At 39.0% G+C, this 26424-nt stretch carries 26 protein-coding genes and 1 riboswitch; of the genes, 9 read left to right on the top strand and 17 right to left on the bottom strand.

Annotation, left to right across the window (positions count from 1 at the left end):
* Positions 1-5 precede the first annotated feature (5 nt).
* The 5 genes from efeO to MKY46_RS09000 all read right to left on the bottom strand — a co-directional run bounded on the left by efeO (position 6) and on the right by MKY46_RS09000 (position 4498).
* Entirely contained in the window at positions 6-875 is an 870-nt protein-coding gene (gene efeO, locus MKY46_RS09020; RefSeq protein WP_036117171.1) for an iron uptake system protein EfeO, read from the bottom strand.
* A 163-nt stretch (positions 876-1038) separates the two neighbouring features.
* The gene (locus MKY46_RS09015) at positions 1039-2238 is read right to left on the bottom strand and encodes an MFS transporter (RefSeq protein WP_036117169.1); all 1200 of its coding nucleotides are present in this window, start codon (positions 2236-2238) and stop codon (positions 1039-1041) included.
* A gap of 14 nt (positions 2239-2252) precedes the next feature.
* Positions 2253-2669 (bottom strand): MarR family winged helix-turn-helix transcriptional regulator, encoded by a 417-nt coding sequence (locus MKY46_RS09010; RefSeq protein WP_036117167.1) that lies wholly within the window; start codon positions 2667-2669, stop codon positions 2253-2255.
* Between the two features lie 739 nt (positions 2670-3408).
* Positions 3409-4203 (bottom strand): nuclease-related domain-containing protein, encoded by a 795-nt coding sequence (locus MKY46_RS09005; protein WP_340833974.1) that lies wholly within the window; start codon positions 4201-4203, stop codon positions 3409-3411.
* Between the two features lie 157 nt (positions 4204-4360).
* Entirely contained in the window at positions 4361-4498 is a 138-nt protein-coding gene (locus MKY46_RS09000) for a hypothetical protein (protein WP_157492985.1), read from the bottom strand.
* A gap of 145 nt (positions 4499-4643) precedes the next feature.
* Between MKY46_RS09000 and MKY46_RS08995 the strand changes: the two genes are divergently transcribed.
* Positions 4644-5693, top strand: a complete 1050-nt coding sequence (locus MKY46_RS08995) for an NAD(P)/FAD-dependent oxidoreductase (protein ID WP_036117163.1) — start codon at positions 4644-4646, stop codon at positions 5691-5693.
* Positions 5694-5742: 49 nt separating this feature from the next.
* Here MKY46_RS08995 and MKY46_RS08990 read toward each other — a convergent pair whose 3' ends face one another.
* Positions 5743-5985 (bottom strand): hypothetical protein, encoded by a 243-nt coding sequence (locus tag MKY46_RS08990; protein ID WP_036117161.1) that lies wholly within the window; start codon positions 5983-5985, stop codon positions 5743-5745.
* A gap of 157 nt (positions 5986-6142) precedes the next feature.
* Between MKY46_RS08990 and MKY46_RS08985 the strand changes: the two genes are divergently transcribed.
* The 4 genes from MKY46_RS08985 to MKY46_RS08970 all read left to right on the top strand — a co-directional run bounded on the left by MKY46_RS08985 (position 6143) and on the right by MKY46_RS08970 (position 9858).
* On the top strand, positions 6143-6850 hold the full coding sequence (locus MKY46_RS08985; RefSeq protein WP_340833972.1) for a class I SAM-dependent methyltransferase: 708 nt from the start codon (positions 6143-6145) through the stop codon (positions 6848-6850).
* A gap of 152 nt (positions 6851-7002) precedes the next feature.
* Positions 7003-8172 (top strand): DUF418 domain-containing protein, encoded by a 1170-nt coding sequence (locus MKY46_RS08980; RefSeq protein ID WP_340833971.1) that lies wholly within the window; start codon positions 7003-7005, stop codon positions 8170-8172.
* Positions 8173-8263: 91 nt separating this feature from the next.
* On the top strand, positions 8264-9256 hold the full coding sequence (locus MKY46_RS08975; RefSeq protein WP_271913006.1) for a sensor histidine kinase: 993 nt from the start codon (positions 8264-8266) through the stop codon (positions 9254-9256).
* A complete protein-coding gene (locus MKY46_RS08970) occupies positions 9253-9858 on the top strand; it encodes a response regulator transcription factor (protein ID WP_058845269.1) in 606 nt (201 codons plus the stop codon). The genes MKY46_RS08975 and MKY46_RS08970 overlap by 4 nt, the downstream gene beginning before the upstream one ends.
* A gap of 162 nt (positions 9859-10020) precedes the next feature.
* On the opposite strand, the gene MKY46_RS08965 is transcribed toward MKY46_RS08970, so the two are convergent.
* From MKY46_RS08965 to MKY46_RS08925, 9 genes are all read right to left on the bottom strand, one after another.
* Complete coding sequence (locus MKY46_RS08965; RefSeq protein ID WP_340833970.1) at positions 10021-10485, bottom strand: hypothetical protein; 465 nt, start codon at positions 10483-10485, stop codon at positions 10021-10023.
* A 181-nt stretch (positions 10486-10666) separates the two neighbouring features.
* Complete coding sequence (locus MKY46_RS08960) at positions 10667-11377, bottom strand: ankyrin repeat domain-containing protein (protein ID WP_257982919.1); 711 nt, start codon at positions 11375-11377, stop codon at positions 10667-10669.
* 144 nt (positions 11378-11521) lie between these two features.
* Positions 11522-12208: a response regulator transcription factor gene (locus tag MKY46_RS08955; RefSeq protein ID WP_101966808.1), complete on the bottom strand. Its 687-nt coding sequence runs from the start codon at positions 12206-12208 to the stop codon at positions 11522-11524.
* A complete protein-coding gene (locus MKY46_RS08950) occupies positions 12186-13664 on the bottom strand; it encodes a sensor histidine kinase (protein ID WP_036117805.1) in 1479 nt (492 codons plus the stop codon). The genes MKY46_RS08955 and MKY46_RS08950 overlap by 23 nt, the downstream gene beginning before the upstream one ends.
* A gap of 178 nt (positions 13665-13842) precedes the next feature.
* Positions 13843-15204: a PepSY-associated TM helix domain-containing protein gene (locus tag MKY46_RS08945; protein ID WP_036117808.1), complete on the bottom strand. Its 1362-nt coding sequence runs from the start codon at positions 15202-15204 to the stop codon at positions 13843-13845.
* 190 nt (positions 15205-15394) lie between these two features.
* The gene (locus MKY46_RS08940) at positions 15395-16414 is read right to left on the bottom strand and encodes a 2,3-butanediol dehydrogenase (protein ID WP_036117812.1); all 1020 of its coding nucleotides are present in this window, start codon (positions 16412-16414) and stop codon (positions 15395-15397) included.
* A gap of 16 nt (positions 16415-16430) precedes the next feature.
* Positions 16431-17075: a TetR/AcrR family transcriptional regulator gene (locus MKY46_RS08935; RefSeq protein ID WP_230593747.1), complete on the bottom strand. Its 645-nt coding sequence runs from the start codon at positions 17073-17075 to the stop codon at positions 16431-16433.
* A gap of 87 nt (positions 17076-17162) precedes the next feature.
* On the bottom strand, positions 17163-17339 hold the full coding sequence (locus MKY46_RS08930) for a hypothetical protein (RefSeq protein ID WP_170829809.1): 177 nt from the start codon (positions 17337-17339) through the stop codon (positions 17163-17165).
* 64 nt (positions 17340-17403) lie between these two features.
* Complete coding sequence (locus MKY46_RS08925) at positions 17404-17526, bottom strand: hypothetical protein (RefSeq protein WP_255358843.1); 123 nt, start codon at positions 17524-17526, stop codon at positions 17404-17406.
* Positions 17527-17556: 30 nt separating this feature from the next.
* Positions 17557-17748: riboswitch (cobalamin riboswitch) on the bottom strand.
* A 162-nt stretch (positions 17749-17910) separates the two neighbouring features.
* On the opposite strand from MKY46_RS08925, the gene MKY46_RS08920 reads away from it, so the two are divergent.
* The 3 genes from MKY46_RS08920 to MKY46_RS08910 all read left to right on the top strand — a co-directional run bounded on the left by MKY46_RS08920 (position 17911) and on the right by MKY46_RS08910 (position 21980).
* Positions 17911-18456: a hypothetical protein gene (locus MKY46_RS08920; protein ID WP_036117815.1), complete on the top strand. Its 546-nt coding sequence runs from the start codon at positions 17911-17913 to the stop codon at positions 18454-18456.
* Positions 18457-20016: 1560 nt separating this feature from the next.
* A complete protein-coding gene (locus tag MKY46_RS08915; protein WP_036117818.1) occupies positions 20017-20382 on the top strand; it encodes a VOC family protein in 366 nt (121 codons plus the stop codon).
* Between the two features lie 242 nt (positions 20383-20624).
* Positions 20625-21980 (top strand): C40 family peptidase, encoded by a 1356-nt coding sequence (locus MKY46_RS08910; protein WP_340833969.1) that lies wholly within the window; start codon positions 20625-20627, stop codon positions 21978-21980.
* Between the two features lie 42 nt (positions 21981-22022).
* On the opposite strand, the gene MKY46_RS08905 is transcribed toward MKY46_RS08910, so the two are convergent.
* Both MKY46_RS08905 and MKY46_RS08900 read right to left on the bottom strand, forming a co-directional pair.
* Positions 22023-23411, bottom strand: a complete 1389-nt coding sequence (locus tag MKY46_RS08905; protein ID WP_036116886.1) for a Mur ligase family protein — start codon at positions 23409-23411, stop codon at positions 22023-22025.
* Between the two features lie 146 nt (positions 23412-23557).
* Positions 23558-24952, bottom strand: coding sequence for a Mur ligase family protein (locus MKY46_RS08900; RefSeq protein ID WP_036116883.1), 1395 nt, complete (start codon positions 24950-24952; stop codon positions 23558-23560).
* Between the two features lie 140 nt (positions 24953-25092).
* On the opposite strand from MKY46_RS08900, the gene MKY46_RS08895 reads away from it, so the two are divergent.
* A complete protein-coding gene (locus MKY46_RS08895) occupies positions 25093-26304 on the top strand; it encodes an ATP-grasp domain-containing protein (RefSeq protein ID WP_036116881.1) in 1212 nt (403 codons plus the stop codon).
* The last annotated feature ends 120 nt before the right edge of the window (positions 26305-26424 follow it).

Here is a 26424-nt window from a genome sequence, read left to right as displayed (position 1 = left end):
TTTTTTCACTCCAAAATGATCCCCATTTGACTTAATGGTTCACCAAGCTGATTCACCGCTGCCGCAAGTGCTTTCGTATTGTCTTCCGTTAATTCCTCATAGGATACATAACCACCATCAGCCGTTGCATGCTGCGCTAATAAATCGTCCACCGCTTTAAATTTTTCATCAAGTGTTGACACTAGTGTTGAATCTTTCGCTTCTAATTTTGAACGTAAAATTTCAAAGATTTTTTCTGCGCCTTCAATATTCGCTTTAAAATCATACAGGTCTGTATGTGAGTAAATTTCTTCCTCACCAGTAATTTTAGATGTTGAAACTTCATTTAATAAATCTACCGCACCAGTAATCATTAAATCAGGTGTCACTTCCACCGTTTGCACTAGTGCATGTAATTCCTTCGCATCCGCAAGCAGTTGATCTGCTACAGCCTCATAACCTTTAGTTGTATTTTCTTCCCATAGTGCATACTCAAGCTTATGATAGCCTGACCATTCTTCCTCGCCTTTTCCTTCTTCTTGAATATCCGCTAAACGTCCATCGATGCGAGGGTCAAGATCACCAAAGCTTTCTGCGATTGGCTCTGAGCGCTCAAAATACATACGTGCTGGCGCATACGCTGCTTTAGCGCCTTCAATATCGCCCGCCTTGAATAAATTCACGAATTTTTCTGTGTCCAGTAAAAATTGATCCATTTGCTCTAAAGCAAATTGCTGATAGGCTGATAGTTCAGCAGATAAATCCACCTCTTGTGTCGCTTGCTCTGCCTGTTCTGTTGCCGGCTTGTCCTCTTTTTTAGCTTCTTCTGTATTGCCACAGCCAGCCATTAAAATGCCCCCTGCTACTAATACCGACAAAAATGATCTGTTTTTCATACTTAGTACCTACTTCCGAATTAGTTTTATATTTGTGATGATAATGATTATCATCATCTATTGCAACAACTATTTTTTGAAATAGAAAAAAACGTCATTTTTCAGTTGATCTGTATACACAACTAGAAAAATAACGTTTTTTCTACAATATAATGATTCTAATCTACAAGATTTTTGCTTGTTTCAAATTTTCATGTTTTCCATGTAAGAAATAATAAAGCACAATCGATACAAAAATGACAAAGACCATAGCAAAGAAGATCGTACTGTAGCCCATAGAAGGAACAAATAGCCCTAAGAAATAAGGCCCAATACCTAAACCTAAATCATAAAATATAAAATACGTGGATGTCGCAAGTCCTAAACGCTCATTCGGTGTCACTTTAATAGCAATCGCCTGCGCAACGGAGTTGAAGTTTCCATAGCCAACCCCGATACAGGCAGCAGCGATTAAAAAGGCGATCGTTGTTGTCGCTGAACTAAAGGCATACATGCCAATTGCAAAAAGCACTAAGCAAGGATAGATAATAATATTAGCCCCTCGCGTATCTAATAATTTCCCTGTAAATGGGCGGGTAGCCAAAATGACAATGGCATAAATAATAAAGAAATAGCTTCCTGCTGATACTAAATGTAGCTCTTTTGCATAAAACGTCATAAAGGACATGACACCTGAGTAGGCAAAGCCAATAACAAGTGCCACAAAGGCAATCGGCACCGCACGCATTTCAATAAAGTTTGTCACCTTAAAGCCTGCCTTCACAGCTGTATCCGTCGCTTTTTTCGGTGCATCTGGTACGGTCACTATGAAGTACATAAAAAAGCAAATAATAGCTAAAACCGAATCGACTGCAAAGATCATGCGATAATCCTCAAATAATTGTGTTAATAAAATGCCAATGAATGGACCAATAGCTGTCGCTAAAATCGCACTTAAGCTATAATAACCAATCCCTTCGCCACGTCGTTCCGGCGGTAGAATTTGTGCAATAATGGTTCCCGTTGCTGTACTAGCAATTCCAAGAGCAATCCCTTGTATTAAACGATTAACCATAAGCAGCGGTAAATTGCCTGCTACAAAATAAGACATCGTGGATAACATAAATAACAGCAAGCCACAAAACAATGTTTTTTTGCTACCCCAATCACCAATAATACGCCCTGTACCAAGCCGCCCTAACAATGTTCCAATAATAAAAATACTCGATACCAGCCCCGCTGTACTTGTAGAAGCATTAAAATGCTCCACAGCATAAGCCGCGATGGTCACCATTAATAAATAAAAGATTAACGTAATGGTAAAATTAATAAGTGAGACAATTAAAAAATCCTTTGTCCATAGTTTCTTTCTAGTTGCTTCCACGTTACTCTCTCCTACTAATTGATATTCATACAAATTCTTGCTAAAACCTGTGTCGCAATGTCAATATCTTGCTTCGGCACACCTGCCAATGCCTGCACAAAAAACGGATTTAGATGCGACTTTATTTCCAGCACAAGCTCTTCCCCATGCTTTGATAGATGTACCAGTTTTTCACGCTTATCCTTGCCCGTCATCGTTTCCACATAGCCTAGCTCCACTAGTTTATGTACAAGCTTCGTGACACTTGGCTTCTCTATAGACATGAAGTTAGCGATATCTACAAAAGAATGTGGACCCTTATCCTTCAAGAAACGAAGCACTGCCCACTGCGAGCTATATAACTGATAAGGTTCAAGCTGCACATTCAGCTGATTAATAAATGGCCTATACATTAAGCGGTACTGATTAAAAAATTCCTGTTCAATTGTCACACTATCACTTCCTTTTAAATTAGTTAGCCTAGCTAACTATATACTTAAAAAATCCATTTGTCTAGTAGGAAATAAGCGAACCCTTGCTCCGAAAGGCAGGTTATAGCGCTCTTTTGGGGTTCTATCCTGTCCAATTGAAGCAAGCGTATACGCTACTTTTTCTGGTTTATGCACCAACCTCATGCGTATCCTCCCCTTTCTTCGCTCTATCCATCACTTCGCGCGTTCTATCCGCTACTTTCTCTGATTTATCCAACACTTTTCTTTTCCTATCCACCATCCTCATGCGTATCCTCCCCTTTCTCCGCTCTATCCATCACTTCGCACGTTCTATCCGCTACTTTCTCTGTTCTATCCAACACTTTCCCTCTCCTATCCACCATCCTCATGCGTATCCTCCTCTTTCTCCGCTCTATCCATCACTCTGCGCGTTCTATCCGCTACTTTCTCTAATTTATCCAACACTTTTCTTTTCCTATCCACCATCCTCACGCGTATCCTCCTCCTTCTCTGCTCTATCCACCACTCTGCGCGTTCTATCCACCAAGCAACACATTCAGACCGCTTGAATGGTTGCTGGGCTTTTAAATCCTTAATCTATAATCCAGTACTTCCTATGCTTTTTTTCACCCTCTGCTTTCAAAGGTAGTTGCTGCAACAATTTGTACGCTAGGTTTGGGGATTCAATGGCGAAGAATTCACGAAAGCTTCGATTGGTCAGCTGTGGTCCGACTAGTAATCAGTAGTCCTCCAATGTTCGATTTAATGCATTGTGATCCACCAATCCACAGTGAGGGCAAGTCCATTTTCTATAGTGATACTGTAATCGCTGTCCATTCCCACAATGAGGACATACTACGCCTTTCATCATTTCCTTAAAAGGCACAGTCATCTCTTTTTTTAACCTTGTGTGCATCGACAATAAACGTGTCGCAAAGGGTAAGAGGGTTTCTGCCTTTACGGGTTGATACATCTCTGTCCATCTTTGGATACAAGAACGCAGCCCCGTCACATGAAATATAGGCTGCTCCTCAAACCCCTTTGTTAAAATTCCATTTCTCGTTGCCAGTACAACTGCATGCACAATTGGTAAATGAAAACGTTCACGCTGTAATAATTTTTTCATCCAGGCCACATGCCGCTCCAGTTGAAGAAATGGATCAACCATCCCTTCGACCGTACCCTCTATGGTCGTGCGTGTTAGTTGAGCGTATGAAGCATCATATGAGAGAATGCCTGTTATATTTTTGATTTCTAGGATCAGTAAAAAATGGGGACAGAGAAAGATGGTGTCCATTTGATGTGTTGAACCGAAGTCATTCATTGTTTGAAAATCATGGAGAAAATAATGGGGGGTTGGTAAGTCCAGCTCAAGCCATTCTGCATCGACACGCTGTTCACCAGCGAGCCCTGCTTTGACACGTCCTAAACGCTCTCGTACATACGCGTATTCCTTGTGTGTCTGAGGCAATCTTTGTAGCATCGCCTCCAGTATTTTCTGCGAATCTGATGGTTGCCGTGCTAATAGAATCATGTATTCACCTCCTGCCCTGATTATATAAAAAAAGAACCACAACAAATGAGGTTCTCAAAAACTTGAAAGGTCGATGTTGTAAAATTAATTTTTCACAGTTTTTATTAGATCAAAAGTCTGTTCTTTCGAGCAGCAACTAACATTTGCTAATACTTTTCTAGTCATTCAATAAATACAAGAAGTGTGCCGACATAACCATTTCAGCAAGCTCGCTCCACTGAAAAGTGGCAATATGAACCAACAAGGCTACACCATCTGTTATAGAGACAGCAGCAGTCACTAGCGCATCCTGCAAATCGGAGCCTCTCTTTCTTTTTACATCTTTCCATGCTATGCTATTCACAGCTTAAAATGATAATCATTATCACTAGATTCAGTCTAGTTTCTGATAAGAATTTGTCAATTACTTTTTACTATTTTTTAAGGATGTGGCAATAAAAATGCAACATGTATATGATGTGACAATTATTGGTGGCGGCCCTGCTGGCTTATATAGTGCCTTCTACAGCGGTCTGCGTGGATTAAAAACAAAATTGATTGAGAGTCAATCACAGCTTGGCGGAAAAGTATTACTTTATCCTGAAAAGCTGATTTGGGATATTGGCGGACATCCTCCTGTTTTAGGCGAGCAATTTGTCAAACAATTAATCGAGCAAGCCAAAACATTCGATCCTACCATTTTGACAGATACAAAAGTAGATTTGATTGAACGCCAGAATGATGTTTTTATTATCCATACAGCAGCTGGTGAAAAGCATTATTCTAAAACGGTGCTGCTAGCTGTAGGTGGTGGTATTATTAACCCTCAAAAACTGACGCTTGAGGGCGCTGAAAAATATGAAATGTCAAATTTACATTATACCGTTCAATCCTATAAACGTTTTGTCGACAAAGATATTATGATTTCTGGTGGTGGTAATGCAGCCATCGATTGGGCTGTTGAGTTAAGCCCAATTGCTAAAAGCGTGACCCTCGTTTACCGTAAAGAGCATTTATCAGCGCATGAAGCAACGGTACAGGAAGCACTTGATGCGGGAGTAAATATAGAGTGCAATACGACGATTACAAAGCTGTCAGCGAATGCTGATAAAACGGCTATTCAATTAGTAACATGTGAAAATACGAAAACGCAGCAAAGTTATACCCGTCAAATCGATGAGGTGATCGTTAGTCATGGCTATAACCGTGAGGCATCTCTCGCATTTGATGAAGCCATTGCTATTCCCAAAAAGGATGATTATTATTTTGAAGGGAAAGCAACAGGTGAAACGGCACAGCCAGGTATTTTTGCGGCTGGTGATATTTTATCATTTGAAGGAAAAATCCACTTGCTACTTGGAACATTCCAAGATGCAGCCAATGCGGTCAACTCCATTAAAACGTATTTGGAGCCAACAGCCTATCGTCATGGCATGGTATCGTCTCATAATGAGCTATTTAAAGAAAAGAATCGCTCGATTATTGAAAAACAACTTGTCCAAGCCGATTAAGCACGAACATGAACCCTCTTAAGATATTTTCTTAAGAGGGTTTCTAGCTTTATCTAAATAAACTTAGTAACGATCCCATCTGCCTCAACATATTGACTCCATTTGTAATCGTCCCAGCATGCCCCATAATCGTATTTAAATGATCTGGCAAACTGCCTAATCTGGATCCTTGTTGTTGTTGATAGGGAGAATAGTAAGGTTGCACCATTCTACCTCGAAAAGGTGGGCCAAAATATTGTCTATTGCTTGGCGGATAGGGACCCCTTCTAGCATTCGGCTGAAAATATGGCATTTATACACCTCCTGTCTGAAAGCTTCTAACTAGTATATGTGGGAATTTTAGTAGTGAAATAGACTTTTGAAGAAGGCTGTAAAAATATTCTCTTGCCCACTCAAGATGTTTGAGGGAACAAGACTAGTTTCCCTGTCATACTATAAGAAAAAAGAAGGTGATACGCATTCAAGGCTCACATTATCTTACCTTTTTAGCTCAATTCGGCATTGGAGGAGCGCATCCAGGAGGAATTAATCTATCAAAGGCTCTCTTTTCAACAGAGAACATTACGCCAGGCGCCGATATTTTAGATGTAGGGTGTGGTACAGGACAAACGGCTGCTTATTTGGCGACTGCCTATCAAGCTAGTGTCACAGGCATCGATATTCACCCCGTCATGATCAAAAAGGCGCAGAAACGAATGCAAAAAGCACGTTTACCCGTCCGTCTATTGCAAGGCTCAATTGAAAAAACTTCGTTACCAAATGAATCATTTGACTTGATTCTAGCTGAATCAGTACTAGCCTTTGTAAATCAGCAACAGGCTTTGCAAGAAATTTATCGTTTATTAAAGAAAAGTGGACGCTTCATTGCTATTGAATTCACCAAACCTACAACTCTCCCCCCTGACCTAGCAGACGACATCCAACAATTTTACGGATTCAAGTCCCTCCTTATGAAAAAGGATTGGGTAAAGCTACTGCAACAGGCTGGTTTTCACGATATTCGCATACAAAAAAATCAATCCATCTCCTCCAAGCCTGAATTTGATGTTTCCGCAGCGATTGAATCCGAGTTTTATGAGGTCATGGATCAGCATCTTGCCATGAACGAAAAATATCAGCCATTTTTAGACTATCGCATCTATACTTGTACGAAATAAACGAACCAGCACCCAAAGCGTGCTGGTTTTTTATGTGATCCCAATCACTTTATGACACCTGTCATAAAATTCCTTTGACTGGTGTGAATAGGTTTTTTCTTCGTATTTTCTTATCCTGAAGGTAAGAAAATACAGAAAGAGTGATTGAACATATGCAAATGCAACAAAGACTTCCCTTTATCGATATGTTAAGAGGCTTCGCCGTTTTAGGAACGCTCGGCACCAATATTTGGATTTTTGCTTATTTAGGTGATTTATCGTATATCACAACAAGCAACTACTCTGGTTGGTGGTCCTTCCAGGATTTTTTACGAATGGTAGTTTTATTTTTCGTCAACGGTAAGCTACTAGGCTTGTTAACGATTATGTTTGGGGTAGGTTTACAATTAAAATATCAGCAAGCCTTACGCAGAGGCAATGCTTGGCCTGGGGTCTATCTTTGGTCAATCGTCTTTTTAGGGCTAGAGGGACTGCTTCATTATACCCTTGTCATGGAATATGATATTTTAATGAGCTATGCTGCTACAGCCTTCATCGTTGCCTTTCTCATCCGATTAGGTAACAAAGCCATGACATGGGCTTTCTATCTTTTTGGCAGCCTTCATGTCCTACTAATCCTCCTTATTTTTATCAGTACATTACAAGGTGTTGGTGTTTCCTTAAATGGAATGGAGAGCGTTGCCACATTGTATGAAAACGGCTCATGGCTAGCACAAGTACAGCATCGTCTGATAAATTTTTTATTCTATCGATCAGAAGCTATTTTCATTATCCCTATGAATATCTTTTTATTTTTACTTGGTGTGAAGCTTATGCGCAACGATGTATTTTCACAAACAGATAGAGGACGGCAAATACGCCAAAAGCTGTTTACGATTGGTATATACATTGGCATTCCCCTCAATTTACTTATCTTTATACCAGGGGGACTTTTTGATTTTCCTGTTCGCTATTTATGTGCCCCTATTCTATCGATTGGCTATATTGGAATTTTAGGGAAACTGGTAGAATATAAGAGGTTCAATTGGCTTTGGCAACGTTTTGCACAAGTCGGTAAAATGTCTTTAAGCTGTTATGTCCTTCAAAACATACTTGCATCATTTATTTTTTATGGTTGGGGCCTTGGCTTAGGAGGGCATGTCAATAGCGTGATCGTCATTTGCATTTGGCTAACTTTGTCATTCCTACAACTGGTCATAGCGTCTATTTGGTTACAGCATTTTCAATTGGGTCCTATGGAATGGATTCGTCAAAAATCCATTCGAGCAATGACGCAACAATTTGCAACAAAGGAAGGTGTAGGCAATAAAAATATATCCTAGAGAACAAATAAAGCATTATTTAATCATCGATGTAGCTTCTGTGATTTTTCTCATCGCAATAGTACTATGGTCTGGATCACTTCCTTTAGCTATGAAAATAACATTGCTCCTTTTATACTTAGGAGCTTTCTATAATGCTTTATGGCATAAAAATGGGAGACTCCTTGTCGCATCATTAGTAGGCTTCATCGTTATCACTATACTAAGTATTTATATAGAGCCCTTTATGCTTATTTTTGGCTTTACCTTTGCCGATTTACTTGGACGGGCGAAATCAAAATGGCATATCGGCTGTGGAATATTAGCCATCGCGATCATGTTTTTGACGGTCATGTATCTGGCGACAGACTCCTTTTTACAGAAGGAATCACAGGTGTTAGTACCTATCATGATGTTTCAGCTAGTATTGCCAATTCTTATTTACTTTGTGGAAAAGTCGAAAAATCTGCAAGCTGAATTGGCAGACGTCAATATGCAGCTTGTTCAGCAGGAGGAGCGACAGCGTATTGCAAGAGACCTTCACGATACAATTGGTCATACACTCACAATGATTAAAATTAGAACGGAACTAACGACAAAACTAATTGACCGAGATCCTTCAAAGGTGAAGCAAGAATTGGATGATATATTAGCCACTACACGTACAGCCTTAAAACAAGTGCGTGAGCTAGTATCTGATATGAATTTCATTTCGTTACAGACGGAGCTAGTGCATTGCAAACAGCTTTTACAAAGTGCAAATATCACAACAAGCCTTCACAATCAATGCCCTCAAATTGTTCTTTCTAGTGTGGAGGAAACGATGCTCGCATTATGTGTAAGAGAGGCTACGACCAATATACTCAAGCACAGTCAGGCAAAAAAATGCCACATCATCATTCAATATCACACGGGACAATACACGCTAATCATGAAAGATGATGGCATAGGCTTACAGCAAAAAGGATTTGGCAATGGCATCCACTCGATGAAGGAAAGAATGCATATCCTGCAAGGTTATGCCACAATTAACAGCCATACACCTACAGGCACGAGCGTAACTCTTACGCTACCAATTCAAGACGGAAAGGAGCCCACATCATGATACGTGTATTACTAGCGGAGGACCAACAAATGCTACGCGGTGCCTTAACATCGCTCTTATCGTTTGAACCAGATATTGAAGTCATAGCCGAGGTGGCAGATGGGCTAAAAGCATGGGACTACATCCAACAGGAGCTACCAGATGTTTGCCTCGTAGATATTGAAATGCCCCATCTGTCTGGGCTAGAGCTAGCTGAAAAAATTAAACAGGCTAACCTACCGTGTAAAGTGATGATTGTCACAACTTTTGCTCGGCCTGGCTATTTACAAAAGGCTATGGATTGCGAGGTACACGGCTATCTATTGAAAGATGAACCGATCGATTATTTAATCGCTACCATTCGAAAAATCATGCAGGGAGAAAAGGTGGTTAGTAAGGATCTAGCCGCTACCTTGTTTATGAAGGAGCAAAACCCTTTAAACGAACGAGAAATTGCAGTACTACAGCTTGTCAAAGAGGGTTTGACCACAAATGAAATCAGCAAGCAATTGTTTTTAACAAAGGGTACCATTCGCAATTATTTATCTACCTCTATTCAAAAGCTGCAAGTGGAATCAAGACAGCAGGCTGCTCAGATAGCAAGTGACAAAGGCTGGCTATAACAAAAAATCTCGCCACAGCCGTGACGAGATTTTCACCATTTTAAAATAAGATACTTCGCTTGATTATTAATAGTTTACCCACTTCACGCAATTGTTGGTTTGAAGTGGGGCTATTTTTAGCCACACAATCAATGGATAATTATAAATGATGTCAGACCTTCTTTAATTAGTATACACTCCTATAAAACCATCATCATTACCGTTGTTAATCAATTTTATTTCCTCAAATGGATGCTTGTTTTTACTTTCTATAAGGAATAGCGTTTTTTTATTTGTAACACTTCCTTCTGTAGTTGTATAGAAAAGTGTTAGAATTTTATTTTCCTTATCTAATTTAAACGAATAATCAGCATAATTCCTAGTATTGGCATTTATCAAGATATAGGTTTTATGCTTATTCTCGTCATAAGCATAAACGCCATTTTTTAAGTCTCCTCTAAATACGTTAAGTACCTTTTGATTATCTTCGTCATTAGTGTCCAGTTCTAGTACTCTTACATTTTCTAATTGCGCGGTTTCCGAAATTACAAATTCCTCTTCATAATCAACTCTCACACCGTTGCTACAAGCCGTTTGCGTAAACAATAGTCCAAGTAAAGCACAAAAAATCCGCCTGTTTTTCACCACTCTTATGCCACCTTTTTTAAAATCTTCGTTATCGCTGTATCCTAATAAATATAGCCGTGTTGGTGTAAAAAAAGACGTACTGAAACTGCAACTCCAATTGGTAATACGTATACTGAATTAATGTTTCCAAGCCCACTACAAAATTTGTAATGGGCTTTCATAAAAATCCCTACAGTTTGCATTACTTCGCTCCCGCTGCAATCAGGATTTGTTCAATCTCGTTAAATCCTCGCTGTCTCGCATGTTGTAATGGTGTCACATTATTTTGATCCGGAATATTCACATCAGCACCATGCTCAATCAATAACTGAATTACCGTTTGCTGTGTTGGATTGCCGTTATTTAACACAATCGCCTCCATCAGCGCTGTCCATCCTAAATGATTCACATGATTGACGTCGATGTCGCTGTTACGCAACAACTCCTCGATGACCTCCACATAACCATGCTCTGCAGCTGGGATTAATGCGGTTCCTCCATATCGGTTCAAAATAGTAGGATCAGCACCAGCCTGAATCGTCATCTTTAATATATCCAGATAGCCTTCTGCTCCAGCATAAAGAAAGGGCGTATTTTGCCTATTGTCCTGTATATTGACATCGGCCCCAGCATTTATTAATAATTGTGCTGCCTCGACATTCTGATTATAGGTTGCAATCATCAAGGCTGTTCTGCTATTTGAATCTTGGACATTGATATCAACTTTTTGATCCAAAGCACGTTGTAACGCTTCTATATCTCCCATTTCGGCTGCTTTAAACCGTTCACTCTTCCAATTTGATTTCACCACTTCACTCTCCCCTTTATCAAACTGTATTGCCTCTGATTCGTTGGAGGCACATCCTTGAAGCAAAAGTGATAATGCGATCATAACCGTTTGTATTTTTTTCACCCCTTGCACCACACTCTCTTATTTATTGCTGTCTTCCTTATTTTAGTGTAAGTGGTAATGCTAAATATTCCATTAACCATTTCTTAAAAAAGTCTAAAAATTGGCCAAAAAAATACCTCGCCACATGGACGAGATATTTTGCTCTTAAACATTGAAACGATAGCCTGCTCCCCATACCGTTTCCAAAAACTTTGGCTGTGCTGGATCACGTTCAATTTTTTCACGTAGCTTGCGAATATGAACGGTAACGGTCGAAACATCTGCAGCTGATTCATAGCCCCAGTTTCGCTCATATAACTGCTCTTTACTTAATACTTGATTTGGGTGTTTAACAAAAAAAACGAGTAAATCAAATTCCTTTGTTGTAAAGGCAATTTCATCCCCATTGACAAAAACCTTTCTAGCAGATGTATCGATCGTAATGCCATGAATGGACATCGTATGATTTGTTTGCTGATTCGTAGCGAGGCGCTCATACCTGGCTAAATGTGCCTTGACTCTTGCTACTAGCTCACTTGGACTAAAGGGCTTCGTAATATAATCATCTGCCCCTAGACCAAGGCCACGAATTTTATCAATATCCTCTTTTTTGGCTGAAACAAATAAAATGGGCATATTGTGCACTGCTCGAACTTGTTTACAAATATCAAAGCCATTCATCCCAGGCAGCATAATATCCAAAATGATTAAAGCATAATCACCTTTTAGTGCCTGCTTCAGGCCATCGTCTCCGTTATGATGGATATCTACTGAAAAACCATTAATCTCTAAATAATCTCGTTGGAGCTCTGCTATGCTCACTTCATCTTCAATTAACAGAATTTTTTTCATGATGACTCCCCTTCTCCTCAGCCTTTTTCAATGAAATGAATATGCTCGTTCCCTTCGTTAATTCACTCTTCGCCCAAATGTCGCCGCCCATTTCAAGGACGATTTGTTTCGCAATCGCTAACCCTAAGCCACTGCCCCCTGTTTGCGAATTACGGGAAGGCTCCGCACGGTAAAAACGATCAAAAATATGAGGTAACGCAGCAGGATCAATGCCCGTACCATTATCTGTTACCTGAATAATCGCATCCTCAGTTCGCTCGTGCAACGAAATAATAATTTGCTTATAGGATTTATCCATATATTTCTCACTATTGCTTAGTAAATTTGACAGGACACGTCTTAATTTATCACGATCAGCCATGGCCAAAAGAGGAGAACCTGCTGATATATATTGTAAATGAATGTCTCGTGCAATAAAATCAAAGCTCGCATCCTCTACATAATCATGCATATATTGCTGGAGATTGACGCTTTCCATTTGGAATGGAACCTTTTTTAAATCCAATTTAGAAAATAAGAACAGCTCATCAATTAATACATCCATATCCTTTGCTTTTGTATAGATGGTTGTTAAATATTTATCCATCTTCTCCTCTGTATTCGCCACGCCATCTTTAATGCCCTCTACATAGCCGATAATGGAAGTCATAGGCGTTTTTAAATCATGGGAAATATTCGATAATAGCTCTTTCCGATTTTCCTCATATTGAAGCTGAAGCTGGATTGATTCTTTTAGCTTAACTCTCATTTCCTCAAACGATCGATTCAACTGACCAATTTCATCATTGGAATGAGACGTAATTTCAAAATCTAAGTCGCCCGATTTAATGCGTTCAGCCCCATCCTTTAAAGCTGAGATTGGATTAATAATACTTCTTGAAACTAAATAATTTAATAAGCCAATAATCATCATAAATAGTACAAATAAGATTCCTAAAAGAATGGGCAACAGTTCACGCGTTACTTCCGCATGAGAACTAACCTCTCTTAAAACGAAAATACTTCCCTCGGTTTTATCTGGAAAATAAAAATCAAATTTTACATACGTATAAAAGGCTTGATTAATCATGATGGTATCACGCGAATTAATATTGGTCGCTTCAAAGCCAGGTAAGCTTTGAAGTAATAATTGTTCATGCTCTTTCTGCGTTGAATAAACAATTTGATGATCTTTTCGTACCACAATCTCAATCGAAGGTGCATTGATTTTTTCTAGCTGTTCGAGATCTAAAAGCTGCTGGGGATTATTTTTAGCTAGTAATTTTAAATCTAGAAAAGCGTTTTCTTCTACCGTCGTCAAAGGCTTTTGTACATAGGATTTTTTATAAAAATGCTCTATTGCTTTGATATCACCCGTAATCGCAAAGGAAAAAAGAAAAACGGCTGCAAGTAAAAGCGTGATAGCAATGATAATAACACCCACATAAGATAGCAAAAACCTCGTTTTAATTGACATCTACACTCCCCCAATAAGCTGAAACTACTAGCAATGTACCATACAAATCTTAAAACTTTATAAAATTGGGCTGAAAAATCTATAAACATTTTTGCAGCTTCAGTATAGTATTGCGTTCATATAAACGAAATAAACAAAAAAGATACGGCACAATCCTGTTGTACCGTATCCATTCGCATTATTTAGTTTCTTCTGCTCTTAACTTCTTCTTTGTTTGCCAGCCTATAATGATGAGCTCCATCAATACGACAGCGATCAAGGAGGCGCCAAATAACGGCATTATAATGCCTAAAATAACAAGGAAAATGATAAACGGCATGGACATTTTATGAGAAATTTGCGGTGGTGCAGAAAGCTCCCCTTTTTTTCTACGTAAAATCCATGTGCGAATGCCCCACATAATGACGGCTAAAAAGGCTAGACAAACCACTAAGTTTAGAATCTTATTAGGCCAGCCAAATAAGTGACCTTCATGTAAAGGAATGCCCCATGTAAAGAATTTAGCCAACATGCCATAATCAGCATAATTTACTTGATCGATAAACTTCCCACTATATTGATCGAAATACATCGTTGCTTCTGCTGAAGGCTTCACATCCAGACCTGTTACACCTGAATTACTCGCCTTCGCCACTGTATATACGCCCTCCTCATTTGACGGGTAAATAATCGAATAAGGTTTTGCGATATTCATGACATTGATTTCTTTTTCAAGATCAGCAATCGAAATTTGGCTGTCATTTGTATAACGGACAGCTCCGCCTCCATGATGCTGCGCATGTTCACCTTCTGATATAGGCGCCTCTAATTGTCGAGTGGCCCAAGGAATTTCAGAGACATCCGATGTTGGTGGCTTTTGCTGTAATAATGGGTAACCAAAAGTTGGACTTTCTGAAGCTATATTCACAAGAATCGACCCTTGAAAAGCAGACCATAATAGCCCTGTAGAAATAAACAGCACCATTGGAATTGTAATGATTGTCCCAACGAGTGCATGCAATCTCTTACTTTTTTGTCGTTTATTCTCTGCCTTTGGCTTCTTCAAAAGATTTCCTTTAAATGTCATATAAAGTCCTGACAATAATAAAAAGATCGTCCAGCATGCCGCTAGTTCCACTAAATAATTGACAAAAGTACCGCCAATAAATAGGGAGCTGTGTGTATTTCTCATAATATTAGAAAATGTATAATTCGCATCCTGACTACCAACCATTTGATTGTGATCATCTAAAAATACGTACTTCTGTTCTTTGCCATTTGATAAAGTTAAACGCGTATTATAAGGCTCTTCCAGCATAATAACTTTCGTAGTGGAGTAGCCTGCAAATGCCGCTTCCGCTTTTTCCACGGCTTCATCCATCGTTAAAACCTCTTCTTTATGGCTTTCGCCAAAGAAGTAATCATCATATAATCGATTTTCTACATCTGTGAAAAATAAATAGCCAATCCCGCTTAATGTGAGAGACAGCAGTAATGGTGTAATAAAAAGTGCTGCGAAAAAATGCAATCGCCAAAACCTTGAATAAAGCAGATTTTTCATATTTGATCTCCATTCTATTTATAAATAGCAAATTTATTATATAAAGTAAAAGTGAAATATGAATGAAGTCCTAAAGACAGTTTTATGACAAATAAATGTAATCCAATTGGTATTATGCTATTTAATAGACCAAAAATAATGGTAGCCAAACCTGTTTTAACGCAAGTTTGGCTACGATTTTCAGTAAGATTTATAGATTCATATTGACAAGAATTTTACATTGACTACGGTCTTTCGTTAATGCTTCAAAACCTTTTTCCACAATATCCTCTAAAGCGATTTGGCTTGTAATAACAGCTTGACCATCAATGACCCCACGAGCGAGTAGACGAATTACTTCGGGGAAAATATTAACATAAGCAAATGAGCCACTAATTTTCACTTCTGGAGAAACGACCGCATTTGGATTAAATTCTACTGGTCTTTCCCAGACGCTAACGATTTTAAATTCGCCGCCTGGATGTACCGCACTGACACCACTTGTAAACGTTGCCTGCACACCTGCTGCATCATACGCAACATCCACCCCACCCTTTGTTTTTTCACGAATAAACGCGACAGCATCTGTGTCAATTGGATTGATGACATAGGTTGCGCCTAATTCAAGTGCTTTTTGGCGTCGTTCATCAGAAACCTCCACGACAAAAATTTCACTTGCCCCCGCTGCCTTCACAGCCTGTAAGACTAATAAACCAATAGGACCTGCGCCAAAAATAGCTGCTGTATCGCCCAGCTTTAATTGACTTTGACGCACTGCATGAACGGCTACTGCTGTAGGTTCAACAAGTGCGCCTAGCTCTAGGCTCATGTCATCCGGAAGGTGGTGAATATTTTCTTCCTGCACAATAGCATATTCAGCAAATCCACCTGAAATCGTATAACCGTAGGATTGTCCACGTTTACATAAGTTAGTATACCCACGTCGACAATTATTACATTTTCCACAAGGAATCGGTGGCTCCACTGCTACACGATCCCCTATTTTTATTTGAGTAACGCCTGCTGCGACCTCTACAACAACACCTGCAAATTCATGACCTAATACAGGTTGTGTACGAAATGCATAGGCACCCCCTACATATTCATGTAAATCACTACCACAAATTCCTGCAAATGCGACTTTTACTTTTACCATGCCTGGTTCTAGTGCTGGCAATTGTGCTTCCTCTACTCGAATATCTTGAATACCGTAATATTTTGCTGCTTTCATTAGAATTACCTTCTTTTTATGATTTAGTTTGAAGACCGTATAACACAAAGTTGACTGCATGTTCTGCAATTTGTTCAGGTGTTGATTGTAAGGAAGAACGATTTAAAAATGGATTGTTCAAGGAGTACATTAACGTCCCCATAATAAAGTTCAGCGCAACGTCAAGCGACTCAAAGCGAATGGTCTGCTGCTCCTGACAAGCTAATAAAATCTTCCGAAGTTGCTCCCAGGAAGGTAAAAAAACATCTTTAAGCATCTCTAACCTAGGACTATTCATAACAATCTCTTGCTGTAAAATATCAATTAATTCATGCTCATGAATGCGATAAAGCACAAAGTTTCGGCAAAAGCTACGAAGTGCACCAAGTGAATCATGGATATCATAATGGGCATTCATAAAGGTGTGGCGTAGCGGTTCAAACAATGCATTAAATACATTTTCTTTGCCACCAAAATGATAGGAAACAAGCGCAAGTGACACATTTGCCTCATCACAAATTTGTCTCACCGTCGTCCCATCATAGCCTCTGGACGAAAACAACGATTTCGCGGCCTGTAAAATTTGATCCTTTACCTCTTTATTTTTTTCTTTTGATACGTTCTCTTTCTGATCGACTGTACTCACCTCTTTTTTGAACAAACGTTCAAAACAATTGTTCAACGAAATTTTACGCCTTCTCTTATTAATTGTCAAAGCATGCGCTTATTAAAAATGGCTACTTCGAAAAACGAAGTAGCCAAAACCATTCTATCCAAGTAATTCTTTTAAAACATTGGTATACGCTGCTAAAATGGATTGCTCATGTGCAGCATCATGCCCAACATATTGTTCAACAAGCTCCTTTAGAGGCTTTGCAGCATAAGGCTCTTGCATAATTTCAATTTTTAATAGGCTCTCATAATACTCAACAACTTGTGGATTCATGTGGACCGCTCCTTTAATGTTTTACATAAAAAAAGACATCTTTCTCTTATTAGAAAGATGTCTACTATGACAAATACATGACATAATACGGTGATTGCCAGCTGGAAATAAGCTTTCTATTCAACATAGAAGCTACCTTTTTAGCAGTCATCGTACTATGAGCATGCAGGAGAATTTCTCTAGTCACACTCAACACCCCCTATCCGCGTAGGTTTTTTGGCTGTACTAGATAAAGGCAGGTCTCCTGGCTTATGTTCATCACACCTTTCACCTTCCCATTACGACACGTAACAGTGGCCTTTTGAAAAGTGCTCCCATTTACAGTTGCGGGACAGCGTCGGAATTACACCGATCTTCCCTTTTAAACAAATCCTAAAATCTGATTTGTACCTCTATCCTATTATTCCGTTTTTATTATTATACCATAAAGATTTGTGTGCACAGACCCGATCTTCATAAAATACTGTGATAGATGTAATGACTTGATCGGCACTTCCATTTACACTTAACTTTCTTCTATTTTATTACTATGTTACCATATAAAGAAACATAGATTTCAGGAGGAATACATATGAAACGCAATAAGACCGCAATACTACTGTTGAAAAGTTTACTCTTTATCTTACTTTTATCTGGCTGTAGTAAAGAAAATGAGACAGGCTTCGATGATCAATTTATCGCTGATTTAAAAGACTATATTCAAGTAGAAGCGAAATATAAAAACATAGAAGAAAATAATATAAATAACTTGAATAATTTATATGAATCACAAACATATTCAATGGCCCATTCCAGCGATGGAATAAAAAAAGCACTCTCACAACAACAAGCATATTATGAAGATGCAATAGACTATTCACATAATAAAATAGATTTCAAACCTAAAACAAGCTCCCCAGAAGAAAAAGAACTCTATAATGCGATAATTGATTTTAAAGAAAAAAAAAGCTCTCATGATTTTCCAACTATTAGATTAGTCGATGCAACATACCAAATTGATAGAGTAAATGCTAAAGAAGAGTATGAGCAATCTTTACAGGAACTAAATAAATCATGGAATACTATCATATCCCTTTCAGAAAAGTATAATTTGAATCTTTTTGGAGCTGAAGAATAAGCGAATATGTAGGTGTTGTATGAGTGACTATCCTTTGCTTTTTGGGGGCTCTATCCCCCTTTTTTGAGTTCTATCCATACTTTGAGGGTTATCCTTCCCTTCGAAGATTCTATCCTCCTGTTTGAGGGTTATCCTTTTCTTTGAAGTTTTTATCCACTACTTTTGATGGGTTATCCTTCTCTTCGAAGGTTCTATCCACCTCTTTTGAGATTTTATCCTTCACTTAGAAGGTGCTATCCTCCTGTTTGAGGGCTATCCCTCTCTTTGCAGGTTTTATCCACTTCTTTTGATGGATTATCCTTCTCTTCGAAGGTGCTATCCTCCTGTTTGAGGGTTATCCTTTTCTTCAGGGGTTCTATCCACCTCTTTTGATAGGTTATCCTGCACTTAGAAGATTCTATCCACCAGTTTGAAGGTTATCCTTCTCTTTGCAGATTTTATCCACTTCTTTTGATAGATTATCCTGCACTTAGAAGGTTCTATCCCCCTGTTTGAGGGTTATCCTTCTCTTTGCAGATTTTATCCACTTCTTTTGATAGATTATCCTGCACTTAGAAGGTTCTATCCCCCTGTTTGAGGGCAGATTTTATCCACTTCTTTTGATAGGTTCTCCTTCTCTTCGAAGGTGCTATCCACCTCTTTGAGGGTTATCCTTTTCTTCAGGGGTTCTATCCTCCTCTTTTGATGGGTTATCCCTCTCTTTCCAGGTTTTATCCACTTCTTTTGATAGATTATCCTGCACTTAGAAGGTTCTATCCCCCTGTTTGAGGGTTATCCTTCTCTTTGCAGGTTTTATCCACTTCTTTTGATGGATTATCCTGCACTTAGAAGGTTCTATCCCCCTGTTTGAGGGTTATCCTTCTCTTTGCAGGTTTTATCCACTTCTTTTGATGGATTATCCTGCACTTAGAAGGTTCTATCCTCCTCTTTTGATGGGCTATCCCTCTCTTTGCAGGTTTTATCCACTTCTTTTGATGGATTATCCTGCACTTAGAAGGTGCTATCCCCCTGTTTGAGGGTTATCCTTCTCTTTGCAGGTTTTATCCACTTCTTTTGATAGGTTCTCCTTCTCTTCGAAGGTGCTATCCACCTCTTTGAGGGTTATCCTTTTCTTCAGGGGTTCTATCCTCCTCTTTTGATGGGTTATCCCTCTCTTTCCAGGTTTTATCCACCTCTTTTGATAGGTTATCCTGCACTTAGAAGATTCTATCCACCAGTTTGAAGGTTATCCTTCTCTTTGCAGGTTTTATCCACTTCTTTTGATGGATTATCCTGCACTTAGAAGGTTCTATCCACCTGTTTGAGGGTTATCCTTCTCTTTGCAGGTTTTATCCACCTCTTTTGATGGGTTATCCTGCACTTAGAAGGTTCTATCCACCTCTTTTGAGATTTTATCCATCACTTTTAATGGGCTTTCCTTCTGTTTGAAGGTTATCCTTCTCTTCGAAGATTCTATCCTCCTCTTTTGAAAAGCTATCCATCACTTTCCCATTGCTATCCGCCAACATTTTAAATATTCAAAAATTAAACTATACTTAAAGAAAAAGGGGGCATTATGAGATGATTATCGGTTTACATCATGTGCAAATTACCATTCCACAAGGATCAGAGGAGCAGGGGAAAGCTTTTTATTGTCAGGTTTTAGGTTTGCAGGAATTGGAGAAGCCTGAGTCGCTGAAGGGACGAGGCGGATTCTGGTTACAGCTTGGTCAGCAGGAGGTTCATGTGGGCACGGAAGATGGCTTTGATCGCTTGACAACAAAGGCGCATATTGCGTATCAAGTAGAAGATATTGAGTACTGGAAGAGGAAACTAGCAGAACATCAAATAGACATACTGGATTCTGTGCCAATCCCTCATTATGAGCGATTTGAATTTCGAGATCCGTTTGGTAATCGCGTCGAAATGATTCAAAAATTAAGATAAACTGCCCTGCTATTAGGGCAGTTTTTTCATGGAACTGTTCCATATTACATCTTGTTGAAACATTTGTAATAAAACTGTAAATTCCCTTGATAAAGCCTTTTATAGCAAGTGTTGAAGCCCTCCCTCTAGTTACCCTGGTAACATTTACCTCCCGGAAGCCCTCTATTTTCATGCTACGATTATTTCCATGGCAAAGCTATACAGGAGAAATTCTACTAGATGCTTCAGGAGGTTATAACAACATGAATAAACGATTTTTATCTACAACACTTGCCTTAACAATTGGCTTCAGTTCATTCGGAATGGTGCACACAGCCATCCAGCCGATACAGGTCGAGGCTGCTACAACAAATGCTCAAAACAACGCACAGGCTGTTGCAGCGAAAGCAGATCAACTCATTCAGACAGGGAAAAGCTTAATGGGTCAAGCGACATATAGCAATTCGGTTTACAAGTCTACATATCCATATAAATTTTCTTGTGCTTCATTTTTAATGTACATCTTTGAGAAAAATGGTGTAGACCTTGGGACATATAATGAAAATTATATGATTCAGCAAGGGACATATGTAGCAAGGAACCAATTACAAAAAGGCGATTTAGTGTTCTTTAAAAGTAAAAAAACAGGGACTGACCCCGATCATGTCGGCATGTATATCGGTGACAATAAAATCATCCACATGGCTGATTCCAAACAAAATATTGTCATTTCTGATTTAAACAGTAAGCCGTATTATACAGAAAACTATGTATCTGCACGTAGAGTATTGCCTACCCTACTATCAGCCAATCCTGCAACAAAAGGCGATAAAATTGTAGAGAATGCCCTGACGTATAAAAACAAAGTAACGATTGGCACTTCAACAAGCGAGTCAAGCCTACGCTTCACAGCTCCAGCATTTGTTGATTTCATCTATCGTAAAAGTGGCGTGACACTCGGCGCTACTACGTTAAGCAATTTAATGAACCAAGGATCAACAGTGGCTCGTGCTAATTTGAGAAAGGGCGATTTAGTCTTCTTTAATAGTGTTAAAGGCTCTAAGACACCTTCGCTTGTAGGGATTTATGCGGGCGATCATCGAATCATCATTCCTAATTCAGACGGTGTGATGACAAGAGTGTTATTTGTAGATTATTATACTGAACATTATATTACAGCGAAGCGCGTTTTCTCTGATTCCAACTCATCTCCCAGTGTAAGTGCACCTTCAGCTAGTACTTCAGCCAATCAAATTATTGCAACAGCTACCGGGTTAACAAGCAAAGCAAAATTCGGCTATACGTACAAAGAAAGTGCACTGACTTTTACAAGTGCTGGTTTTACGTACTATGTCTTTAAAAAGCATGGTATTGATTTAAAGGATAAGCTAGCAAGTAAGCAAGCTTTAGTAGGGACACGTATCCAAAAATCACAGCTTCAAAAAGGTGATTTACTGTTCTTCTCAACGAATAATGGTGGACAAGATATCACGCAAACTGGTATTTATTTAGGAAATAATCAATATATTAGTATGACTACTAATGGTATTGTGAAACAAAACATTTCTTCCACTTGGGCACAAAAGAATTTTGTAACAGCTCGACGTGTTTTAAAATAAGAATGGTTGGGTGTCTCAATGATGTTGAGACACCCTTTTTTGCTAGGATGAGTTTTTAAGCGTATTGGCAAATTCAATCATTGATCTACTCGACATCGGTCCTTTTATTAGGACAATTGTGTCTGCATCGAGCTTTGGTTTCAATAATTCTAAAACGCCTGTTACCTCTTTAAACGTATGAACCTCTGCGCTGGTTCCATCTTTTTGAGCTTGATCGGCAATCTTTTCCGCCCTTTTGCCGATGGTAATTAATGTATCAATCTTTCTTTCTGCTACCATGGAGCCAATTTCGCGATGGTATTTTTCTTCAAAATTACCTAATCGTTTAATATCCCCTAGAACGAGAATGACTTTCTTCTCTTTTCCTACCGTATCTAGCACTTTTAGAGCTGCCTCTACAGATGTCGGGTTATTTGTCCACGTATCATCAATAATCGTACTGTCACCAAGCCCTGTCGTAAATTCTAAATGTCTTGCCATCTGTTTAAACGTTCGTAACCCAGCTATAGCCTGACGAATTGTCAGCCCCATTTCACGACAAGCTGCAATCGCGGCTAATGCATTATAGACTTGATGCTCACCATAGCCAGGGACAAATACATTGTACGTGATAGCATCTACTTCTAAAGTAAACTTCATGCCCGTATTGGCAAACTCTACATTCGACGCTTTAAAATCTGCCGTCTCATGTAAACCAAACTTAATAATTTTCCCCTTAAACTTTTTCAGCGAAATTTTTTTGATGTTGGTATCATCGGCATTAATAATTAACGTACCATCTTCCTTAATGCCTTCCACAATTTCTGCCTTGGCCTTTATATAGCCTTCTAGGTTGAGACAGCCATCTAAATGATGCACACCAATATTTGTAATAATACCAATAGTCGGTTGATAGATCATACACTGATGTTTAATATTCCCTGTGTTGCCTAAACCTAATTCAAAGATAGCGGCTTGTGTTTTTTCTTCAATCCCCGTTAAATAAGGCAATGATTGCCTTGGCTCGTTTTTACTGCTAACGGATGCCTGCACTTGCCAATGCTTACTAGCGATATGTTTTAGCATCTCTTTTGTCGTTGTTTTACCACAAGTTCCTGTTAAAGCCACAACAGGAATTTGAAAAAGACCACGATAATACTCGATAAATGTCCAGTAGGCCTGTGCAACACTTTTCACTTGTAAAACGGTTGTATTAGCTAAAGCGCTTTTCAATTCTGTAGACGGTTTATCGGAGATGATTAAAGACGGTCCCTTCCGATCAACCTCTTGCCAGTTGATTTTATCGTTTCGACTAACAAACATGAGGGAATGACTTTTTGTTAGGTCATGCCGATTATAGTAAATGGCCTGCTGCACAGACCATTGTTCTGATCCATGAATGAGCTTTCCTTGTAGAACGGTTCTAAGTTTTTGCACACTAATGGGTTGCAAGTGTACTGCGCCTCCTCTCTTTATCAATCTTGTATATGACTTACTCCTTCTCTTGATTCAGCGTGTTATATTCTGATCAATTACTATACCTTATTAGAATGTTCTTCTATGTGGCACAGTCAATATCCTATATAGAAAGAAGCTGACTAATCAGCAGGTGGGGTAGGTTTCAGCTTTAGCTCCGCTGCTAGTTTAGAAATCTGTTTGCTATACATATCTCCCTTTATGAGCACAATCGTATTGTCATCGACAATCTTCTGCAATAACGGATAGACGAGTGTACTATTTTTAAATGTATAGACAGACTCGCTAAATCCTAACTTGACTGCATGATCAGCCATAATCCTTGCATGCTCCCCTATGGTAATCAAGACATCCACGCCAATGCGTTTTATTAATTCCCCCGCTTGCTCGTGAATAATATAACCCCATGAACCTAAGTCGGTAATCGTACCAATGACAGCAATCTTTTTCTTGCCATCTCCTAGCTCATTCAACACTTTTAAGGCTGCCTCCAAGGAAGTGGTTGTAATACTCCAGGTATCATCCAATAGCATGGAATGATTGATGCCCTCAAAAAGTTGTAATTGTTTTTTCAATTGACGGAATGATTGGAGTAGTTTGGCTGCGACTGGAATGGGCATTCCCATGTCATAGACGGCTGCGATGGCAGCAAGCGCATTATAGACCTGGTGTTCTCCAAATCCTGGCACAAGAATGTCATAGTTTTTTTTATTGTGCTGAAGAACGAATTTCATCCCTTTTTGATAGTAGTGGATATGACTTGCTCGAAAATCACAGGACTCATGCTTCCCTACTTTAAGCAAACGACCACGGAATCTAGAAATATCTAGCTTCTGCGTATTGCTATCTTCCGCATTAATAATTAATGTACCTTTGGGGTGAATGATATCTAGCATTTCTCCCTTTGCTTGTATATAGCCTTCTAATGTTTTGCAATAGTTTAAGTGGTGAGCTCCGATATTAGTAATAATCCCTATGGTCGGTTTAAAATATTTTCCCGCATTCGTGACATCTCCTGGCGAGCCAACTGCTGTTTCAAAGACGGCTGCCTCTGTTTCTTCCTCAATGCCCAATAAATATTGCAATGAAGCGGTTCTAGAATTACTGCTTAATGTCGTTGCTGTCACTTTCCGATCAGCAGAAAGAAGATGTTTAATCATCTCTTTTGTCGTTGTTTTACCTGAAGTACCTGTAATCGCTACAATCGGAATATGAAACTGATTGCGATAAAAATGAACAAATTTCCAATAGGCCTCTTCTGCATTCGCTACCTGTATCATAATGACTTGGTTTGGAATGTCATTTGGCCGATAAGCTCTATCGGTCACTAGCACTAGAGGAGAAAGCGGCTCAAGACTTTTCCAATTCACAATACGTTTACTTGTAAATAGTGCCGTATTGGACTTTTTCACTTGTTTTAATCGATAAGCCCCATGCTGAATCAGTACATCCTCTGACCCTTGCACTAGATAGCCTGCCGTAATCATTGCTAAATTTTTCACCGAAAGAGGCTTCATATCTTTTCTCCCTCCTTTCTTTTCTAGTATATGTAACCTCTTAAAAGTTGCTTGGATGTAGACAAGATACATAACTAGAAGAAAACTATTTCACTGCATATATATAAAGGTGATTAAGTATCTAAGTACCAATAGAAGGAGTGATATACCTGAAAGCCATTGTATTTATCGGTACAAACAAATCCGGGTCTAGTCGTGAAGCAACAAGAGCAGCAGAAAAACTAGGCTACTTCACAGTACTTTTCACAAATAATGAAAAACAACTTCAGCAGCGACGTGCCTACCCCGACATCCACAAAATGATACTCATTGATACTTTGAATATAGAGAGAATGAAAGAGGAAATTGATAAACTAGGGAAAACCGGATTAGAGATTAAAAGTATCGTTAGTTTTGTTGATCCATTTGTCCATGTTGCTTCTATGCTATGTGATGAATTTTGTCATAACTATGCATCCTCCACTGCTATTGAAATGATGGAGGATAAAGAGAAAACAAGAAATTTTTTAAAAGACCAACCATACTCACCAAAGTTTTCGCTTCTGAAGCCCCAGGAACCTATTGCTAAAAATTTGACCTTCCCATTAATCGTAAAATCACCAAAATCAACAGGTTCAAAAGATGTATTATTAGCAACAGATGCAGAGCAACTTAATCATCACCTCAAAGCATTACGCAGTAAAAATCCCTACGAATCCATCATGATTGAAGAATATTTGGATGGTCCACAATATTTAGTAGAAGCGGTTGTGTACCAACAACAACCACATGTCATTGGCATTATTGAACAGGAAATTACGCAAGGAAAACGATTTATTATTACAGGCTACGGTGTTTTAGTGAAAGCTCCGCAAGACATCCAATCAGGAATCGAAGAGGTACTCCATTCCATTGTGAAGGCCTTTGATATCGAAAATGGAGCACTCCATTTAGAGCTTCGATTAACGCAAAATGGATGGAAGCTTATCGAAATCAATCCACGGATTTCTGGTGGTGCCATGAACAATATGCTACAGGCAGCACTAGGATTTAGTTTAGTGGAAGAAACATTGAAACTATTACTTGGTGAACAGCCTAATCTCGAGCCAAGACATAAAAAATTTGTTTATACAAAATATGTTATTGTGGAAAGTAAAGGCATTTTAGAGAAGGTGATTGGCAAGGCAAGAGCGACAAGATCAACAGGTGTCGTAGAAGTGTATGTCAAACCGAGAAAAGGGACACTGCTAATGCCACCTTTATCGATGGGACATCGTTATGCTTATGTAATTGCAGAAGGGTCAACATTGAGGGAAGCTAGAAATCATGCAACAAATGCAGCAAAAGAAATTAAATTTATTTTGAGAGTTTGAAAAAAATATCCCGAATAATTGCCGCTTGCCAGTGGACAGTTACTCGGGCTTTTTTATCTTGATTTGACAGATATCATGAAAGAGAGACCTGCACGATGCAGGTCTGTTCATTATTCAATA

It is taken from the genome of Lysinibacillus sp. FSL M8-0355, assembly GCF_038008985.1.
GTDB lineage: Bacteria > Bacillota > Bacilli > Bacillales_A > Planococcaceae > Lysinibacillus > Lysinibacillus fusiformis_D.
This window is presented reverse-complemented; position numbering and strand designations above follow the sequence as displayed.

What these genes read in the sequence shown, in the direction of transcription:
- MKY46_RS08930 (WP_170829809.1), bottom strand. Translation starts at nt 17,339, where the DNA reads ATGAATCCACAAGTTGTTGAGTATTATGAGAGCCTATTAAAAATTGAA.
- MKY46_RS08980 (WP_340833971.1), top strand. Translation starts at nt 7,003, where the DNA reads ATGCAAATGCAACAAAGACTTCCCTTTATCGATATGTTAAGAGGCTTC.
- MKY46_RS08950 (WP_036117805.1), bottom strand. Translation starts at nt 13,664, where the DNA reads ATGTCAATTAAAACGAGGTTTTTGCTATCTTATGTGGGTGTTATTATC.
- MKY46_RS08920 (WP_036117815.1), top strand. Translation starts at nt 17,911, where the DNA reads ATGAAACGCAATAAGACCGCAATACTACTGTTGAAAAGTTTACTCTTT.
- MKY46_RS09005 (WP_340833974.1), bottom strand. Translation starts at nt 4,203, where the DNA reads ATGATTCTATTAGCACGGCAACCATCAGATTCGCAGAAAATACTGGAG.
- MKY46_RS08910 (WP_340833969.1), top strand. Translation starts at nt 20,625, where the DNA reads ATGAATAAACGATTTTTATCTACAACACTTGCCTTAACAATTGGCTTC.
- MKY46_RS08990 (WP_036117161.1), bottom strand. Translation starts at nt 5,985, where the DNA reads ATGCCATATTTTCAGCCGAATGCTAGAAGGGGTCCCTATCCGCCAAGC.
- MKY46_RS08970 (WP_058845269.1), top strand. Translation starts at nt 9,253, where the DNA reads ATGATACGTGTATTACTAGCGGAGGACCAACAAATGCTACGCGGTGCC.
- MKY46_RS08940 (WP_036117812.1), bottom strand. Translation starts at nt 16,414, where the DNA reads ATGAAAGCAGCAAAATATTACGGTATTCAAGATATTCGAGTAGAGGAA.
- MKY46_RS08975 (WP_271913006.1), top strand. Translation starts at nt 8,264, where the DNA reads ATGAAAATAACATTGCTCCTTTTATACTTAGGAGCTTTCTATAATGCT.
- MKY46_RS08995 (WP_036117163.1), top strand. Translation starts at nt 4,644, where the DNA reads ATGCAACATGTATATGATGTGACAATTATTGGTGGCGGCCCTGCTGGC.
- MKY46_RS08900 (WP_036116883.1), bottom strand. Translation starts at nt 24,952, where the DNA reads ATGAAGCCTCTTTCGGTGAAAAATTTAGCAATGATTACGGCAGGCTAT.
- MKY46_RS08915 (WP_036117818.1), top strand. Translation starts at nt 20,017, where the DNA reads ATGATTATCGGTTTACATCATGTGCAAATTACCATTCCACAAGGATCA.
- MKY46_RS08955 (WP_101966808.1), bottom strand. Translation starts at nt 12,208, where the DNA reads ATGAAAAAAATTCTGTTAATTGAAGATGAAGTGAGCATAGCAGAGCTC.
- efeO (WP_036117171.1), bottom strand. Translation starts at nt 875, where the DNA reads ATGAAAAACAGATCATTTTTGTCGGTATTAGTAGCAGGGGGCATTTTA.
- MKY46_RS08945 (WP_036117808.1), bottom strand. Translation starts at nt 15,204, where the DNA reads ATGAAAAATCTGCTTTATTCAAGGTTTTGGCGATTGCATTTTTTCGCA.